The organism is Bradyrhizobium sp. SZCCHNS1022 (genome assembly GCF_032484835.1).
In the GTDB taxonomy this organism is placed as follows: Bacteria; Pseudomonadota; Alphaproteobacteria; order Rhizobiales; family Xanthobacteraceae; genus Bradyrhizobium.
In genome coordinates, this window is the sequence record NZ_JAUETT010000002.1 from 1,208,498 (window position 1) to 1,226,452 (window position 17,955).

Below are 17,955 nucleotides of genomic sequence, written 5' to 3' on the forward strand. Positions count from 1 at the left end.
GATGTCGGCAGGCGAAACAGAGGCCTCACGGCGACCGCCGACACTGGTGCAGCGGGCTCGAACGAGCCGGCTGGCCAGGCTGCGGCTGCACCTGGCCAACATCTACCGATTGACGATCAAGGAGCTTCGCAGCTTTCGCTCCGACCCGGTCATGCTGTTGCTTGTCGCCTACGCCTTCACGATCGCGATCTACGCCGCCGCCACCGGCGCCTCCACGGAAGCGAAAAATCTTTCGGTCGGCATCGTCGACGAAGACCATTCCGATCTGTCGCGCCGGATCGCCGACGGCCTCACCCCACCGACCTTCAAGCCCGCGATCGCGCTCAATGCGAGCGAGATCGATGCAGCGATGAACTCGCAGCGCGTTATTTTCGTGATCGAGATCCCGCCACGATTCCAGGCCGATATCCTCGCCGGTCGGCAGCCCTCGGTCCAGATCGACGTCGATGCCACGGCGGCGGCCCAGGCGTTCAACGGCATGACTTATATCCAGAATGTCATCACCGACTACGTGACGCAGTTCGTCACGGGGCGCGAAGCGAATTTCGGCGCGCTGCTCAAGACGGTGACGGAGGTCAAGTTCAATCCGAACCTGAAATCGAGCTGGTTCACCGCGGTCATGCAGGTCATCAGCAACCTCACCATGATCACGGTCATGCTCAGCGGCGCCGCGCTCATTCGCGAACGCGAGCAAGGCACGGTCGAGCATCTTCTGGTGATGCCGGTGGTTCCATCCGAGATCATGCTCTCCAAGATCCTGGCCAACGGCATCGTCATCGTCGCCTCGGCCGCTCTGTCGCTGGCGATCGTCGTCGAATGGTGGTTGCAGGTGCCGGTCTCCGGATCGCGGCTGCTCTTCCTGGGCGGAGCCTGCTTCTACGTGTTCACCGTTGCGGCGCTCGGGATCGCGCTTGGAACGGTGGCCTCGACCATGGCACAGTTCGGCTTGCTGTCGATCCCGGTCCTGCTGGTGATGGTGCTGCTGTCGGGCAGCACGACCCCGCTCGAAAGCATGCCGGTGTGGCTGCAATATCTGATGAAGTTCATCAGCCCGACACCGCATTTCGTGATCTTCTCGCAGGACGTGCTATACCGCGGCGCGGACGCCTCGATCGTCTGGCCGGAGATTCTGATCACAGCGGTGATCGGCGGCGTCTTCTTCGGACTTGCGCTGTATCGTTTCCGCCGTGTCATTTTCAACGGCTGACTCTGATTCCAGATCTGCAGAGCGCGCCGATCCGCGTCGACCACGACAAGACGAGCGATCGACGCACTCCGCTTCTGCAGACTACCCCCGACGAGGCAGGCTCTAACTGGAAGGCGATCAAGGAACGATCAGACGTTCAGGTTCATCCAGATGGATTTTGGCTCGGTGAAATTCTCCAGCGCCGCTGTCCCATGCTCCCGACCGAGCCCGGAATCGCGATCGCCGCCCCACGGCAGCCGTACGTCGGTGTAGCCATAGGTGTTGATCCACACCGTGCCCGCCCGGACCCGCTTGGCAAACCGTTGCACCCGGCCCATGTCACGGCTCCAGACGCCAGCCGCCAGGCTGTAAGCGGTGCCGTTTGCGATCCTGAGCGCATCCGCCTCGTCCGTGAACTTGATGACGCTGACGACGGGACCGAAGATTTCCTCCTGCGAGATCCGCATCTCATGCGTGACGCCGGCAAACACGGCGGGACTGATGAAATAGCCACGGCCGGCGGCACGCTCGCCACCTGTCACCAGCGAAGCGCCTTCCTTCTGTCCGATGTCGACATAATCGAGGATCGTCTGCATCTGACGTTCGGAGATCACCGGGCCGAGCGAGGTGGCGCGATCGAGCGGATCGCCGATCCGCAAGGCGTTCGCCCGCGCCGCCAGCCGCGCGACCACCTCGTCATAGACGCCTTCCTGCGCGAGCACGCGCGATCCGGCCGAGCAGACCTGCCCGGTGTTGAAGAAAATGCCGCTGGCGGCCGCCTTCGACGCCGCGTCCAGGTCGGCATCGTCGAAGATGACGTTGGCCGATTTCCCGCCGAGCTCAAGCGAGACACGTTTGAAGTTGCCGGCGGCGCCCTTCATGATGCCGCGGCCGACGCCGGGCGATCCGGTGAAAGTCACCTTGTCGACATCGGGATGATTGACCAGGGCTTCGCCCACGGTGCGGCCGGGCCCGGTGACGATGTTGAGCACGCCGGACGGCAGGCCCGCCTCCAGCGCGAGCTCACCAATCCGCAGTGCCGATAGCGACGTCAGCTCCGCCGGCTTCATCACGACGGTGCAGCCGCAGGCCAGCGCCGGCGCGAGCTTCCACATGCCGATCATGAGCGGGAAATTCCACGGCACGATCGCAGCCACCACACCGACGGGTTCGCGCACGGTGTAGGTCAGCGCATCGTCGCGCGTGGAGATGACGTCGCCGCTGATCTTGTCGGCCCAGCCCGCATAATACGTCAGAGTGTCGAGCGCAGCAGGAAGGTCCTGACGCAGGATCGCCGCGATCGGCTTGCCGGCATCGAGGCTCTCCAGCTCGACGATCTCATCGGCATGGTCGCGGAGCAGCTGCGCCCATCTGAGCAGGATGTTGCCGCGCTCGGCAGCCCTCATCGTGCGCCACGGTCCCTCGAAGGCCCGCCGTGCAGCCGCCACGGCGCGATCGACGTCCGCCGCGTTGCCCTCGGCGATCGTCGCAATGACCTCCTCGGTCGCCGGATTGAGCGATTTGAACGTCCGCCCGGACAATGACGGCACGTGGCGCCCATCGATCAACAGCTGAAGCGGCCTTGCAAGATAAGCCGCAGCGCTCGATTCCCGGTCGTAATCATATGCAGTCGACATCATATTCCCTCCGTATCTTGTATGCCAAGGTAGGAAGAAATATGAGATCGTAAATATGATATGTTCTGCCTATGGCGGCCGGAACATATGAACTCGCCTTCATAACAGGGGCTCGGCAATGCTGCGGATTACGATTGAGCCCGTCTGGCGGTTTCACAAGGAGGAGAGTCCGCAGAGCATCGTCGTGATGCTCGGCGTTCTCAGCGAGATCGGGAAGACCGGCAAGATCACCAGCGCCGCCAATGACGCGCATCTCTCCTATCGGCATGTGTGGAATCTGATCGAGCAATGGTCCGATTTCTTTGGCGTGCCGCTGGTCGAGACGCGTCGTGGCAAGGGATCGAGACTGACCGCTTTCGGCGAGAAGCTGGTCTGGGCGGGCGAACGGATGCAGGCGAGGCTCGGTCCGCAATTGGAGAACCTCGCGCAGGAGCTGGCGACCGAGATCAAGCCATTCCTGCAGCAGCGTCCCTCGGTAATCCGCGTGCATGCCAGCCATGGCTTTGCCGTGGCCAAGCTGCGAGAACTGCTCGACCGCGAGCCCGGCATCGGCGTCGACCTGCGCTATGTCAGCAGCCAATATTCCCTGGCCTCGCTAGCTCAAGGGGCCTGCGACCTGTCGGGCCTCCACCTGCCGCGCGGCGAGCTGCGCGCACAAGGGATCCAGGCCTGCCGGGAATGGCTCGATCCGAGGCACGACCGCGTCATCAGCTTCGTGACCCGCGAGATGGGATTGATGGTCAAGCGCGGCAATCCGCTCGACATCCGCGCGCTCCCCGACCTCGCGGATGGCAGGGCCCGCTTCGTCAATCGCGACCACGATTCCGGAACGCGGCTGCTGTTCGACCAGTTGCTGGCATCACATGGACTTGACGAGACCCGCATCAACGGCGCGCAGCAGATCGAGTTTACCCACGCCGCCGTGGCCGCCTATGTCGCAAGCGGCATGGCGGACGCGTGCTTCGGCGTCGAGGCCGCCGCCCGGCAGTTCGGGCTCGATTTCATCCGCGTCCTGACCGAGGATTATTTCTTCGTCTGCCGCCAGTCCTTCCTCGACACCGAGCCGATGCGCCGCGTGATCGAGCTGATGAAAGGCCGCGAATTCCACGAGGCGATCGCCGCACTGCCCGGTTATCAGCCCGCCGAGACCGGGTCGGTCCATACCGTGCGCGAGTTTCTCGACCGCGTCGACACCGGGGCATAGCCCTGCCCCACCGGGAGCGGACTGGACGGAGCGCGCTTCTCCGCGTTATATTCACGTTCATACAACGTAAGCCGTCAAGCAGACGTACAGCAGCGCCGTACCGAGGAGCGAATCTCCTGATGATCCATTCTCGTCGCTCCGCGGTGGCCCTTCGTCATGTTGCATTCGAGGATCTTGGCCTGCTCGCGCCGATCATGGAGCGCAACGGCTGGGATGTCTCCTTCTGTGAGGCCACGGTCGAAGACCTGACACATGCCTCGATCAGGGATGCCGACCTCATGATCGTGCTGGGCGGACCGATCGGGGTCTACGAGACGGAGAGCTATCCGTTCCTGACCGACGAGATCGCGCTCGTGGAACACAGATTGAAGCGGAACCTTCCGACGCTCGGCATTTGCCTCGGCAGCCAGATCATGGCGCGCGCGCTCGGGGCCCGCGTGCACAAGGGCCCGGTCAAGGAGATCGGCTGGGGCAAGGTCGAACTGACCAAGCAAGGCGCATTGTCGTGCCTGAAGGGACTGCAGGACGGCAGCGCCGTCGTTCTACACTGGCACGGCGACACCTTCGAGCTACCGCCAGAGGCCGTACGGCTCGCGTTCAACGAAAATTATGAAAATCAGGCGTTCGCTTACGGCCAACATGCGCTCGCCCTGCAATTCCACCTTGAAGCCGATCCGCGACAACTCGAAGAATGGTACGTCGGCCATGCCGTCGAACTTGCTGCCGCCAATATCGCGGTGACGGATCTGCGCGCGCAAACACAGCGCCACCGTGCCGGCCTTCTCGCGCAAGCCGAACGGGTCTTCGGCCAATGGCTGCATCAGATCGCGCCGATCGAGAGCTTCCGCCTTCCGAGGGTCGAGGCGTGAAGCCATCGCCAAGTCGAAACCGTGGCCTCCAGCCCTGCGGACAACGACACGATGCCTGCTCGATAGGTCGAGGGGCAATAGACCTCCATAACCCGTCAAGATCGGAGCATGGCCGGGAGCGGTTCGTTCTCATGCCCAGGCAAATCGGGAAAGGTCGCCGCTCAAGACAAAGTCGAACGTCTCACGGGCGAACTTGGCTGTGGCAAGCTTAACGTCGCGTGACATGGTGATGTTCTGACAAAGAAATCTGATGTTATTGATCTCTTTGCGCAGCAAATTCAGCTTCATATCGTCTTCACTGAAATTCAGGTCATATTCGTACCGGTACCCCTCTACGAAGCTCGCAAAGATGGCAGCCTCATCTTCATTGCCTTCCGCACGCAGCGCCCAGATGAATGTCGCGATATCGTATGCAAGCGGCCCACGACCTGAAAATTCGAAGTCAAAAAGCACCGCTTTCCCATCACTGTTGATTGCGTTGCCCAGCCAGGCGTCACCGTGGCAGATGCCAAACAATGCGGCGGACTCGTCGGCCAACTGGTCGACCAAATCGGTCAGATCTCGAAACACTACCCGTACGGCCGGGTCAATGTCGTCCCCGCCGTTGACGTTGATGGCCAGTGTGCGCGCCAGCCCCTCGATCGGTGCACGGTGCAGCTGAGCCAGCGATTGCCCGAAAGCGCGAGCGTCTTGCGCAGTCGTCGTGAGCGCACATCCGGGGATCGTTCGGCTCAGCAAGACATTGTACTCGATGCCATTGACCGTTTCGGGGCCAAGAACCGAGACTCCATCAATATCGGCGAGCTCATGGCATGGCACGTCATGCTTGCGCAAACTCGCTATCAAGGCAGCTTCGCTTTCAAGCTCATCGCGACTATGCAAAGTGGCGGGCGAGAATCGAACAAACAAATCATCATGTTCGCTCACAACGCGCAGATTCTTGTTGACCCCGTCCGTGATCATCCGCACGGCTCCCGGCGCAATATCGAACCAGCCGGCAACGAGTGCTTCGAAGTTGGTCACGCTAAAAGTCCAGCTTTATAGTTTTTCGATCGCAGAGAAAGCCGATAGCATCGGCAGCCGCATACTCCTCCGTAGGCAAATTGCGGCTTTCCAGGTCTTCTGCCGAGAAGCCGGCATGTATTGACGGCTGTCAAGGAGGAAATCTCTGCATCGGACGGCACTGATTACCCTGTTACGGCGGTCGAACCGCGCTTGGCTCTCAGGTCCGCAGCCGATCTCCATCCCTCGCCCTCGCCCTCGCAGGCTCGAAACGACACAGAATCACGAAAGATGCGACGCTTTCCAGCTTAACTCCGCCACAAATGCCGGATCCATCGCGACTACGTGCCGCCGATTCAATTCTTTGTTATATTTCAACGCACCCATCGCCGGCCAGCACGAAGCTCCGTCTGTCGCCGCCGCTCATCGCGGTGGCTCGCCTCATCCTATCGTGATATATACATGAATATAACGAGGCCGAGACGGCCCGTTCGACAGGGAGTGCAATGCCTATGACTGACTATAGCCTTTTGATCGACGGACGAATGGTTCCCGGCGATCTGATCATGCCTGTTCTCAACCCGGCAACCGAGGAGGTGCTGGCGCAATGTCCGCGCGCCTCCAAGGAGCAGCTCGACCAAGCAGTCGCAGCCGCCAATGCCGCCTACCCGGCCTGGGCTGCAACCCCGATCGAGGAGCGACGCCGTCTCATCGGCAAGATGGCCGATATCGTCGAAGCCAACGCGAGCGAGCTTGCTCGCATCCTGACCAGTGAACAGGGCAAGCCGCTGACCGACGCCACCGGCGAAGTCTTCGGCATGGCGGCCTTCTTCCGCTATCTCAGCTCGCTCGATCTGCCGATGCGGGTGATCGAGAATTCCGGCGAACGCCGCGTCGAAGCCTATCGCCGTCCGCTCGGCGTCGTCGGCGCGATCATCCCCTGGAACTACCCGCTTCTGATCCTCAGCTTCAAGCTGCCGTCGGCCCTGCTTGCCGGCAACACGCTGGTGGTGAAGCCGGCCCCCACGACCCCGCTCTCGACGTTGCGTTTTGCCGAGCTTGTCAAAGATGTGCTCCCGCCGGGCGTCCTCAACGTCATCGCCGACGCCAACGACCTTGGCGACCACATGACCAGGCATCCCGATATCCGCAAGATCTCCTTCACCGGCTCGACCGCGACAGGCCAGAAGGTGATGGCGAGCGCATCCCAGACGTTGAAACGGATCACGCTGGAGCTTGGCGGCAACGATGCCGGCATCGTGCTCGACGATGTCGATCCGAAGACGGTCGCGCCAGGCATCTTCGAAGGCGCTTTCCAGAACTCGGGCCAGGTCTGCCTCGCCATCAAGCGACTCTACGTGCATGAGAGCGTCTATGACGACGTCTGCAACGAGCTGGTGACGATCGCCAAGAATACCGTGGTCGATGACGGCGCCAAGCAAGGGACGAAGCTCGGGCCGCTGCAGAACAAGATGCAGTACGAGAAGGTCAAGGCGTTTCTCGAGGATGCGCATAAGAACGGCAAAGTCATCGCCGGCGGCGCGGCCATGGACCGCCCGGGATATTTCATCGAGCCGACCATCGTGCGCGACATCAAGGAAGGCTCGAAGCTTGTCGACGAGGAGCAGTTCGGTCCGGTGCTCCCCGTGATCAAATATTCCGACAACGATGATGTGATCCGTCGCGCCAATGCCTCGAGCTACGGCCTGGGCGCTTCGGTCTGGTCGTCCAATCCCGCGCGTGCGCACGACATTGCAGGCCGAATCGAGGCCGGGACGGTCTGGATCAACAAGCATCTCGACATGGCGCCGAACATTCCATTCGGGGGCGCCAAGCAGTCAGGGATCGGCACCGAATTCGCCGAAGAAGGCTTGGCCGAGTTCACGCAGTTGCAGATCATCAACGGACCGGCGGCGACGGCTTGAGCCAATCATAGGGGCTGCGGCAAGCCGCAGCCCCTCAAACAACCGTTGCCGCAATCCTCAAGAGGGAGCCGCGCGATGTTCGATGCCCAGTGCGATCTTGCTGCCTTGGTCTTCGATCCCGGCGAAGACCCGGACTCGGTGCTGCGCGAATTTGCCGCAAGCTCGAATGCAAACGGCTTCCGTGCGGTCGGTCTGGTACAGATCGGACGCCATTACGTGGATGTCCCCAACATTTCGGCAATGCTTCTGCACGACGGCTCGGAGCTTGCGCTGTTGCAGGATGTTGGATCTCGTTCTCCCGGTCGCCGGCTGAAAGTGAGCCGTCTGCTGAACGCGGGGGCTCGAGTGGCGCGTGCGCTCGACGACGGCGCCGACATCCTGATCATCAACCGCTTCGGTCGAGAAGAGTGCGCAGGCCGGGGCCTCCGCTACCTCATCGAACGGGCTATTGATGCCGACATCCCCGTGGTGATCGCCGTTCCTCGCCACCGCTTCACGGACTGGATCAAGTTTGCGGAGGGCATGAGCGTCAAGCTTCGCTGCGATCGCGATGCACTCGATGGCTGGTGGCACGGGGTCTCGAGGCGCCATGCGGTCCCAATCCAGCAACGGGCTCCCACCGTTTGCGAAGTCTTCAAATGAGAGCATGGCCGGCAATCTGCGCCGCCAATTCATGATGCTGTCGTAGACGCGTTTTGCCGTTCATCGCAGCCGTTCCGTTCGGCCTACTCCGCATCCTGTATAGGATCAGATATAGCTTATTGATTATCAAAGATATTCGGCGATCACCGTTGACGCCGGACTGCTAACGGATCATTTTTCGCCGCCGTTCCGACACGGAGCCGAACAGAGCTCGCAGAAAGCCGTTGGCACCAGGTACCCACCGTACCGTCTTATCTGCTCAACAAACAGGCAGAGCGATCCAGGAAACGCGCAGAGAAGGGTGGTCTTCGGCCCGCTACGGCTCGCCGAAGACCCGCATTCGCGCATTGAAGAATGAAAGGACGTCTTATGGCAACGACGACAGCAGAGCTCGAGGCACTGCTGATGCAGCGCTCGCTCACCGACACGCAGCTTATCGCGGCGACGGAGAAGGCAGCCGATTTCCGAATCCTCCCCGACGCCACCGTGATCAAGATCGGTGGACAGAGCGTGATCGACCGCGGCCGCGCTGCCGTCTACCCGCTCGTCGACGAGATCGTCGCCGCTCGTCACAGCCATAAGCTCTTGATCGGGACCGGCGCCGGCACACGGGCGCGGCACCTCTACTCGATCGCGGCAGGGCTCAATCTGCCGGCGGGCGTGCTGTCGCAGCTCGGCGCCTCCGTTGCCGACCAGAACGCGGTGATGCTCGGGCAGCTCTTGGCCAAGCACGGCATCTCCGCAGTCGATGGCGCCGGGCTTTCGGCGGTGCCGCTCTATCTCGCCGAAGTGAACGCGGTCGTCTTCAGCGGCATGCCGCCTTACGGCCTCTGGATGCGCCCTGCGCCTGAGGGCGTCATCCCGCCCTACCGCACCGATGCCGGCTGCTTCCTGGTCGCCGAGCAGTTCGGCTGCAAGGCCATGATCTACGTGAAGGACGAAAACGGCCTCTACACCGCGAACCCGAAGACCGAGAAGAAGGCCACCTTCATTCCGAAGATCACGGTGGCGGAGATGAAGGCCAAGGGGCTCGCCGATTCCGTGCTCGAATTCCCGATGCTCGACCTGCTCGAGCAGGCCCGCCATGTCCACCAGGTTCAGGTCGTCAACGGCCTCGTCCCCGGCAATCTCACCCGCGCGCTCGCCGGCGAGCACGTCGGCACCATCATTACTGCGAGCTGAAAGGCCGACTGCCATGGACGACACCACCAACACCATCAAGCACGTCGCCTCGCCGCTCGCGCGCCAGACCCTGCTCGACGACAAGCTCACCCGCCCCGTTGCCGGCCGGCGCCCGATCCCGCTTCTACCCTGGCTCCAGGTCGTCAAGATCGGCGGCCGCTCGATCATGGATCGCGGCGCCGAGGCGATCCTGCCGCTCGTGGACGAACTCCGGAAGCTGCTGCCCGAGCACAGGATGCTGATCCTGACCGGTGCCGGCATCCGCGCCCGCCATCTCTACGGCGTGGGTCTCGACCTCGGTTTGCCTGTGGGTTCACTGGCCCCGCTCGCGGCCAGCGAGGCCGGCCAGAACGGCCACATCCTGGCAAGCCTGCTGGCTCCGGAGGGCGTCTCCTACATCGAGCATCCTACGATCGCGAACCAGCTCGCCATCCACCTCGCTGCCGCACGTGCCGTCATCGGCAGCGCGTTTCCGCCCTATCATCATCACGAATTCCCGACCTCGCGCATCCCCTCGCACCGCGCCGATACCGGCGCCTTCCTGATCGCGGACGCGCTCGGTGCAGCCGGGCTCACGATCGTGGAGGACGTGGATGGGGTCTACAGCAGCGATCCGAACGGACCCGGCGGCGCGAAGGCGGAGCTGTTGGCCGAGACCAGCGCCGCTGAACTTGCGAAGCTCGAGGGCACCCTGCCCTTCGATCGGACGCTGCTCGAGGTGATGACCTCCGCGCGCCATATCGCACGCGTGCAGATCGTGAACGGGCTGGTGCCGGGCCGACTTAGCGCTGCGCTACGCGGCCAGCACGTCGGCTCGATCATTCACACCGGCGCACGCCCGGCCTGATCGAAGCGACCGACATACAGCGAAGGCCGCTCGCTCCGGCAAGCGGCCTTCATCTTGTTATCCCGTCACCGGAAAGCGTGGCCGCTCTCGTCCTGCCATCAGGGCAGATCGATGCCTCGCGCAGGCGCGGCTTGCAGCAACTCCTCCTTGGCCTGCCGCTGCAAGGTGCGGCCGCGCCAGATCGAGCCCGCGATGAGGACGACGAGCGCTGCCAAGGTCGAGACCACCGTCTCCATCACATCGAGATGGATGCCGAAATGAGTCTTGCCGGCGAATAGCGTCGAAGCAGCTTCGACATTCATGATCACCGTGCCATCCAGCAGGTAGTGCAGAAGCGGCTCGATCGCCGGATCGGTCGCGATCACCTCGCCGGCCACCCAACCGAGCAGCATCGCGCCGAGCCAGACCAGGAGCGGGAAACGGTCGAGCACCAGCATGATCAGCGCAGCACCGGCGATGATCAGCGGAATGCTCATGGCAAGGCCGAGGATCAACAGCGAGGCATCGCCATTGGCGGCGGCCGCGACTGCAATGACATTGTCCAGGCTCATGACGACGTCGGCGAGCGCCACGATCCGGATCGCGTGCCACAGCGTGGTACCCGCAGCGATCTCGTCGTCTTCGTCTTCGGGCACCACGAGCTTGGCCGCGATCACGAGTAGCGCCAGCCCGCCGATCAGCTTCAAATAGGGCAACGCCATCAGCGTCGCCACGATTCCGGTAAAGGCGATGCGCAGCGCGACCGCGATCCCCGAGCCGGCGACCATGCCCCAGAAACGATGGCGGCCATGAAGGCCGCGGCAGGCCAGCGCGATCACCAGCGCATTGTCGCCGGACAGCAGGATATTGATCCAGATGATCTTGCCGAGCGCCAGCCAGAAGCCGGCGGTCTGAACGCTGTTCTGGAATTGCGCCAAGACGTGGCCGAGACCGGCGGGATCAGTGACCTGCGACAGCCAATTCACGGCCTACCCCTTCGCTGCCGCCCATCGGAGCAGGACGGCGATCACGGCGCGGAGGCCATTCGGGCTCCGCGCCCCGCGCTCAACCGACGATTGCGTTGCCGGAGAAGAACTGAGCGATTTCGACCGCGGCGGTTTCCGGTGCATCCGAGCCGTGCACCGAGTTCTCGCCGATCGACTTCGCATGCAGCTTGCGGATCGTGCCGTCCGCAGCCTTGGCGGGATCGGTAGCGCCCATCACGTCGCGGTACTTCTGGATCGCGCCCTCGCCTTCCAGGACCTGAACGACGACCGGACCCGAGATCATGAAGTCGACCAGTTCGCCGAAGAACGGGCGCGCCTTGTGCACGGCATAGAAGGTCTCGGCCTGTTCGCGGCTCATGCGAATGCGCTTCTGGGCAACGATCCGAAGGCCGGCCTTCTCGATCAGCGCGTTGATCGCGCCGGTCAGATTGCGCTCGGTCGCGTCGGGCTTAATGATCGAAAAGGTGCGTTCAATCGCCATGATATCGTCCTCAAGAAGAGCAGGTTTTGTGGGTTGCGGGCTTATATCGGCGTGATCGGGCGACCGCAAGCGAGCAGGACGGATTAGTCCGACACGTCAAAAGTGCGCCGTCAGTCCGGGGCAGCCCGTCAGGGCCGAACCCGGAATCTCGTCATTCCGGGTTCGATGCTGTCGCATCGCCCGGAATGACGCTGGGAGAAGCAGCGTAGCGGTTACAACAATTTCACAATCCTGAACCCAGTCTGAAGGGCGTGTGCCACCAGCATTCACCTTCTCGGACGTAAGATCCTCTTCATCAGGCGGTGGCGAGCTGTCTCGTCAGGAGCGCCATCTCCCAGCCTCACGCGTCGTTCAGTGTGGCGCCATCAGCGCCGTAACCCAGGAGACGATCATGTTGCGCAAACTCTCCCTCATGGCGGTCGCCGCAGTGTCTTTGGGCGCAGCCGCCCTCGCCCCGACGGCGGCCTCGGCTCATTGGCACGGCGGCTGGTATGGCGGATGGCATGGCTATGGCTGGCACCGCCCCTGGTACGGTCCGCGCGTCTTCGTCGGTGGCCCCTATTACAGCTACGGCTATGGTGGGTGCTACGTTCGCCGCCTGGTCCCGACCCCCTGGGGGCCGCGCTGGCGCCTTATCAACCGCTGCTATTAAGCGAGTATCGGCGCAGCTCTCCGGTCCCCCGCAGCGCCGATCTTGAGAAGCCCCGGCGAGCCCCCGCCGGGGCTTTTTTTCATTCCTTGTTTACTAAAATCCCCTGCAATCTCAGCGGGAGCGGAAACCAATCTCCCCGCCATGACTTGGTACGGCATCATATTGAACACGCTTCTGGAACTCTGCCATGACCGGCTGTACCACCGATTTCAGCGAGGCGATGGATCGCAAGACCAGCCGATCGATCTGCGACGCCGTGGGGGAACGGCTGCAGCGCAGCCTGCCGCCGGATAGCCGCCTGCCCCGCCAGCTCCAGCGCCTGATCGACGAACTGGGAAAGCAGGATCGCGACATGGGACGGGCAGAGTGAGCCCGGTATGGCGCGGAGGTCACAATCGGTCATATCGCAGGCCGTGATCACAAAGCGGTTGCGTTTGGTGCCGGCTGCGGTGACAACGCCCGCATGCTTTCCATCACCGACATCTCGATCCGGCTCGCCGGACGGCTTCTCATCGACAGCAGCTCGGTGCAGATCGTACCCGGCGCCCGCGTCGGCCTCGTCGGCCGCAATGGCACCGGAAAATCGACACTGTTCAGGGCGATCCGCGGCGAACTCGCGCTCGAAAGCGGCGCGATCAGCCTGCCGCCCCGCTGGCGGGTGGGCAGCCTGGCGCAAGAGGCGCCGAACGGCCCCGAAAGCCTGATCGAGGTCGTACTCAAGGCCGATCTGGAACGCGACGCCCTGCTGCGCGAAGCCGAAACCGCGACCGATCCGCACAGGATCGCGGACATCCAGACGCGGCTTACGGATATCGATGCCCATTCGGCCCCGGCGCGCGCCGCCGCAATCCTGAGCGGCCTTGGTTTCTCGACCGAGGACCAAGCCCGCGCCTGCGCCGAATTCTCCGGCGGCTGGCGCATGCGAGTGGCGCTGGCTGCGACCCTGTTCGCCGCACCCGACCTCCTGCTGCTGGACGAGCCGACCAACTATCTCGACCTGGAAGGTACGTTGTGGCTGGAGGATCATCTTGCGCATTATCCGCGCACCGTGATCGTGATCAGCCACGACCGCGACCTTTTGGAAACCTCGGTCGACCAGATCCTGCATCTCGACCGCGGGAAATTGACGCTTTATCGCGGCAGCTACTCCTCGTTCGAGGAGCAACGCGCCACACGCGAGATGCTCGACGCCAAGGCGGTGAAGCGCCAGGAGGCGGAGCGCGCCCGCCTGCAGGCCTTCGTCGACCGCTTCAAGGCCAAGGCCTCGAAGGCGCGCCAGGCGCAATCCCGCGTCAAGATGCTGGAGCGGATGAAGCCGATCGCCGCACTCGTCACCCAGGACGTGCGCGAGATCACCTTCCCCGCACCGGAGAAGTTGCTGTCACCGCCGATCATCGCCGTCGACAATGCCTCAGTGGGCTATGACCCTGCACAGCCCGTACTCAACCGCGTCACCTTGCGCATCGACAATGACGACCGTGTCGCGCTGCTCGGCGCCAACGGCAACGGCAAGTCCACGCTGGTGAAGCTGCTGGCCGGCCGGCTGGCGCCGTTCTCCGGCAAGGTCACCCGTGCCGACAAGCTCTCCATCGCCTATTTCGCCCAGCATCAGCTCGATGAGCTCGATGAGGCCGGCTCGCCCTACAGTCATGTGCGCAAGCTGATGCCGGACGCGCCGGAATCGAAAATCCGGGCACGTGCAGGCGCGATCGGCTTTTCGGGCAAGGCGGCCGATACCCTGGTGAAGAGCCTGTCGGGTGGCGAGAAGGCGCGGCTGCTCCTGGGCCTCGCGACCTTCTTCGGTCCCAACATGATCATCCTGGACGAACCGACCAACCATCTCGACATCGACAGCCGCGCCGCGCTCGCGGAGGCGATCAATGAATTCCCGGGCGCGGTGATCATGGTCTCGCACGATCGCTATCTGATCGAGGCCTGTGCCGATCGGCTTTGGGTGGTGGCCGATCACACCGTGAAGACCTACGATGGCGATCTCGATGAATACCGGCGCATGGTGCTGTCGACGCGGAGCGGCGCGCCGGCGCGCGGGAACGAACGTGCTCAGACGGCCGAGAAGGCGGAGCGGCCACGCGGCGACAACAGGCGGAGCGCACTGAAGCAGAAGATCTCCGCGGCCGAAGCGGAGATCGCGCGCATTACCGACATCATCGCCAAGATCGACACGGCGCTGGCGATGCCTGATATTTTCAGCCGTGATCCGAAACAGGCGGCACAATTGTCGAAGGCGCGCGCCAACGCGACCGAAGCGCTGCAGCGCGCCGAAGAGCAATGGCTGCTGGCGAGCAGCGCCTATGAGGATGCAGCGGCGGGCTAGCGGAGAGCCGACTGTTTCCGTTCAAAAAATATCCGCTCGAAGCAGCGCGAAAGAGGTCCGTGGCCTGAACCTCTCAAGGCAATTTCGGTCCTGCCCGATACAAATATTCGCGGAGGTCGTTCAGGTCGCCGCGTGCTTCTTCTTGCCCTTCGGTTTGACAACCTTCGGCGGCGGACCGGCATCCGGGGCCTTCTCGACCGAGCTCAACCGGCCGCCGGTGAAGGTGTAGATGCCGGCGCGCCCACCATGCAGCCACGTCACCGTCGCAACCCGCGCATCACCCGCGCCGGAGATGTTGACGCTGTCGGGCGCGCCGATGCCGCGCACCACGTCGCATTCGGTGTGACCAAGCGCGACACTGCCGGCGGTCTGCGGCGGACCGCCGGCGGCATCGGTCGATGCATTGGCATCGGCAGGAGCGACCGCAGGGGCCATCCCGGGACAGCCACCTTCCGCGCTGACGAGGTCGTCGGCCGTGACCGGCTTGTCAGGAGTGAGCGGCGGCGAATCGATCGAGATGTTGCGGATGAACAAGCGGCTCGGCCGCGAGAACCACTCGGCGTCCTTTGAAAGCAGATCGGACGCGCCCGAGCAGCCGGACACGACCGGCGCGAGCGCAAGGAACACCAAGATGTGCGTCAGTCTTCGGGTGTGATCTCGCACCATAAACCCCGCCGAATTACCACCGAGTAGCGATTTAACCCGTTGTCCCACCACCACTTTGCGGCACGTTCGTGGCTATACCAACGCCCTGCCGACAAAACGGCAAATTATCATCAACCGCATGGGGTAGCTATTGGCGCCGTTGCCAGCGTCCCCGCTCGTCGGTCTGCCAATAGGTGACTTCGAATCCGCGAGCCTTGCAGTCGGTCCACGCCGCGCGAGCGTTTGCCAGCCCATCCGGATCGTCACCATTGAACACCAGGACCATCCGTTCATAGCTATGCGCATCCGCCGGCAGCGGCGCGTTGTCCACAAGGAAACGCACCGTCGCGCCGTTCGGATTGCCCTCTTCCATCGACAGCACCACCGGTTGCTCGGCCACGTCGGCCACCCGCCAGGTTGCGTGCGGCAGAAACGAATCGTCACGATAGGTCCACAGATGGGCATCGAGCGCATCGGTCCGCTCCGGCGACGTCGCCTGCACCACCACCCGCCAGCCCCGCTCGAGCGATTTCTCAAGCAAGGGCGGCAACACGCTTTCCAAAGACATGTTTTGCAGGTGGTAGAACAGGACTTCGGTCATCGCGCGCCCTATCGTTTGGCCTCGTAGAAATCGGCCACCAGCCGATCCAGCAGACGGACGCCGTAACCGGAGCCCCAGCTCTGGTTGATCTCCGATTTCGGCGCCCCCATCGCGGTCCCCGCGATGTCGAGATGCGCCCAGGGCGTGTCGCCGACGAAGCGCTGCAGAAACTGCGCGGCCGTGATCGAGCCGCCATGGCGCGAGCCGGTGTTCTTCATGTCGGCGAACTGCGAATCGATCAGCTTGTCGTATTCGGGCCCGAGCGGCATCCGCCACACCTTCTCGTCGGTCTCCTGCCCGGCCTTGGTCAAACGTTCCGCGAGTTCGTCATTGTTGGAGAACAGGCCGGCGTGCTCGGTGCCGAGCGCAACCATGATCGCGCCGGTCAAGGTGGCCAGATCGATCATGAATTTCGGCTTGAACTTGGTCGCGACGTACCAGAGCACGTCGGCGAGCACGAGGCGCCCTTCGGCGTCGGTGTTGATGATCTCGATGGTCTGGCCCGACATGGATGTCACGATGTCGCCCGGGCGCTGCGCGTTGCCGTCGGGCATGTTTTCCACAAGGCCGATGGCACCGACGACGTTCACCTTGGCCTTGCGCGCAGCGAGCGCATGCATCAGGCCGACGACACAGGCCGCGCCGCCCATATCGCCCTTCATGTCCTCCATGCTGCCGGAGGGCTTGATCGAGATGCCACCGGTATCGAAGCAGACCCCCTTGCCGACGAAGGCGACCGGTTGATCGCCGCGCTTGCCGCCGTTGTAACGCATCACGACGGTGCGACCCGGCCGGGCCGAGCCCTGGGCGACGCCGAGCAGCGCCCCCATGCCGAGCTTCTTCATCGCAGACACGTCGAGGACATCGACGGTCACGCCGAGTTTACGCAACGCCCCCGCCCGCTTGGCGAATTCTTCGGGATAGAGCACGTTGGGCGGCTCGTTGACGAGGTCGCGGGCGATGATCACGCCATCGGTAATGTGCGACCGTGGAGCGAACGCCTTCTTGGCGGCCGCGGGGTCGGCCACGGCGATCGAAATGCTCGCGGGCAGCCCGCCGTCATCGTCCTTCTTCTTGGTCTTGTACCGGTCGAAACGATAGGCCCGCAGCCGGATCCCGGCTGCGAGCGCGCCGATCTGATCCGGCGTCATGGCCCCCTCGGGGAGCTCGGCAAGCACGGTCACCGGTTCGCTCTTTACATTGAGCTTTCCCGCCAAGGCCCCGCCATACTTCAGGAAATCCTTTTCCTTTGGCTCTTTGTCCTTGGGGCCTTTGTCCTTGCCGTCCTTGGCGCCATCCTTGGCCTTCCCGGTACCGATCACGATCAAGCGCTGAATCTTGATTCCATCGGGTGCGAGCAGGTCGAGGGCAGACCCGTCCTTGCCTTTGAACTGTCCGGCGCTCGCAGCGCGCTTGATCAACTCGGGCGCGGCGCCGAGCGCCTTCGCGGTGGCGGGACCGATTCGCAACGAGTCGTCACAGAACGCCACCACGATACCGCGCAACGCGGTCGACAATGGAACGAAGCCGACCTTGACGGCGTCGGACATCAAGCAATCCTCCAATAATCATGAGCCGCCGGACGCCTTATCCGTCCCCCAATCGAGGGGCAAGGCACGATTGGCGGCGTTTCGGAACGCGACGTCGCAACACTATGGCCCGCCGTTGCCTCCGCTGCCAAGCGCCGCGTGGCCAGCGCGCCACAACAGTTAAATTTTAACCGTATTATAACGGCGCCATGGCACAGCCATTTTGTTGACA

17 protein-coding genes are annotated in these 17,955 nt (G+C 63.1%); 10 read left to right on the forward strand and 7 right to left on the reverse strand.

Annotated elements, in window-relative coordinates:
* Position 1 precedes the first annotated feature (1 nt).
* Positions 2–1,207: an ABC transporter permease gene (locus tag QX071_RS19130; RefSeq protein WP_315704181.1), complete on the forward strand. Its 1,206-nt coding sequence runs from the start codon at positions 2–4 to the stop codon at positions 1,205–1,207.
* A 128-nt stretch (positions 1,208–1,335) separates the two neighbouring features.
* Here QX071_RS19130 and QX071_RS19135 read toward each other — a convergent pair whose 3' ends face one another.
* Positions 1,336–2,823: an aldehyde dehydrogenase family protein gene (locus QX071_RS19135; RefSeq protein ID WP_315704182.1), complete on the reverse strand. Its 1,488-nt coding sequence runs from the start codon at positions 2,821–2,823 to the stop codon at positions 1,336–1,338.
* 118 nt (positions 2,824–2,941) lie between these two features.
* Between QX071_RS19135 and QX071_RS19140 the strand changes: the two genes are divergently transcribed.
* Both QX071_RS19140 and QX071_RS19145 read left to right on the forward strand, forming a co-directional pair.
* A complete protein-coding gene (locus tag QX071_RS19140) occupies positions 2,942–4,027 on the forward strand; it encodes a substrate-binding domain-containing protein (protein WP_315704183.1) in 1,086 nt (361 codons plus the stop codon).
* A gap of 119 nt (positions 4,028–4,146) precedes the next feature.
* The gene (locus QX071_RS19145; protein ID WP_315704184.1) at positions 4,147–4,896 is read left to right on the forward strand and encodes a glutamine amidotransferase; all 750 of its coding nucleotides are present in this window, start codon (positions 4,147–4,149) and stop codon (positions 4,894–4,896) included.
* Between the two features lie 129 nt (positions 4,897–5,025).
* Here QX071_RS19145 and QX071_RS19150 read toward each other — a convergent pair whose 3' ends face one another.
* Positions 5,026–5,919 carry a phosphotransferase enzyme family protein gene (locus QX071_RS19150; RefSeq protein ID WP_315704185.1) on the reverse strand — a complete coding sequence of 298 codons (894 nt, stop codon included), beginning with the start codon at positions 5,917–5,919 and terminating at the stop codon, positions 5,026–5,028.
* Positions 5,920–6,410: 491 nt separating this feature from the next.
* On the opposite strand from QX071_RS19150, the gene QX071_RS19155 reads away from it, so the two are divergent.
* The 4 genes from QX071_RS19155 to QX071_RS19170 all read left to right on the forward strand — a co-directional run bounded on the left by QX071_RS19155 (position 6,411) and on the right by QX071_RS19170 (position 10,494).
* Positions 6,411–7,823: an aldehyde dehydrogenase family protein gene (locus QX071_RS19155; protein WP_315704186.1), complete on the forward strand. Its 1,413-nt coding sequence runs from the start codon at positions 6,411–6,413 to the stop codon at positions 7,821–7,823.
* A gap of 75 nt (positions 7,824–7,898) precedes the next feature.
* On the forward strand, positions 7,899–8,465 hold the full coding sequence (locus QX071_RS19160) for a DUF2478 domain-containing protein (protein ID WP_315704187.1): 567 nt from the start codon (positions 7,899–7,901) through the stop codon (positions 8,463–8,465).
* A gap of 369 nt (positions 8,466–8,834) precedes the next feature.
* Positions 8,835–9,647 (forward strand): uridine kinase, encoded by an 813-nt coding sequence (locus QX071_RS19165; protein ID WP_315704188.1) that lies wholly within the window; start codon positions 8,835–8,837, stop codon positions 9,645–9,647.
* A gap of 13 nt (positions 9,648–9,660) precedes the next feature.
* Complete coding sequence (locus tag QX071_RS19170) at positions 9,661–10,494, forward strand: molybdenum storage protein subunit alpha (RefSeq protein ID WP_315704189.1); 834 nt, start codon at positions 9,661–9,663, stop codon at positions 10,492–10,494.
* Between the two features lie 98 nt (positions 10,495–10,592).
* On the opposite strand, the gene QX071_RS19175 is transcribed toward QX071_RS19170, so the two are convergent.
* On the reverse strand, positions 10,593–11,459 hold the full coding sequence (locus QX071_RS19175; protein ID WP_315704190.1) for a TerC family protein: 867 nt from the start codon (positions 11,457–11,459) through the stop codon (positions 10,593–10,595).
* Between the two features lie 79 nt (positions 11,460–11,538).
* Positions 11,539–11,961, reverse strand: coding sequence for a nucleoside-diphosphate kinase (gene ndk, locus QX071_RS19180; protein ID WP_316201064.1), 423 nt, complete (start codon positions 11,959–11,961; stop codon positions 11,539–11,541).
* A 391-nt stretch (positions 11,962–12,352) separates the two neighbouring features.
* Here ndk and QX071_RS19185 point away from each other — a divergent pair, with 391 nt between their 5' ends.
* The 3 genes from QX071_RS19185 (at position 12,353) to QX071_RS19195 (ending at position 14,948) form a co-directional block, all read left to right on the forward strand.
* Positions 12,353–12,613 (forward strand): sulfur globule protein precursor, encoded by a 261-nt coding sequence (locus QX071_RS19185; RefSeq protein WP_315704192.1) that lies wholly within the window; start codon positions 12,353–12,355, stop codon positions 12,611–12,613.
* 187 nt (positions 12,614–12,800) lie between these two features.
* Entirely contained in the window at positions 12,801–12,983 is a 183-nt protein-coding gene (locus QX071_RS19190) for a hypothetical protein (RefSeq protein ID WP_315704193.1), read from the forward strand.
* Positions 12,984–13,076: 93 nt separating this feature from the next.
* A complete protein-coding gene (locus tag QX071_RS19195; RefSeq protein ID WP_315704194.1) occupies positions 13,077–14,948 on the forward strand; it encodes an ABC-F family ATP-binding cassette domain-containing protein in 1,872 nt (623 codons plus the stop codon).
* Between the two features lie 120 nt (positions 14,949–15,068).
* Here QX071_RS19195 and QX071_RS19200 read toward each other — a convergent pair whose 3' ends face one another.
* From QX071_RS19200 to QX071_RS19210, 3 genes are all read right to left on the reverse strand, one after another.
* Entirely contained in the window at positions 15,069–15,614 is a 546-nt protein-coding gene (locus QX071_RS19200) for a hypothetical protein (RefSeq protein ID WP_315704195.1), read from the reverse strand.
* Positions 15,615–15,741: 127 nt separating this feature from the next.
* Positions 15,742–16,194 carry a DNA polymerase III subunit chi gene (locus tag QX071_RS19205; protein ID WP_315704196.1) on the reverse strand — a complete coding sequence of 151 codons (453 nt, stop codon included), beginning with the start codon at positions 16,192–16,194 and terminating at the stop codon, positions 15,742–15,744.
* 8 nt (positions 16,195–16,202) lie between these two features.
* Positions 16,203–17,744 (reverse strand): leucyl aminopeptidase, encoded by a 1,542-nt coding sequence (locus QX071_RS19210; protein WP_315704197.1) that lies wholly within the window; start codon positions 17,742–17,744, stop codon positions 16,203–16,205.
* Positions 17,745–17,955 lie beyond the last annotated feature (211 nt).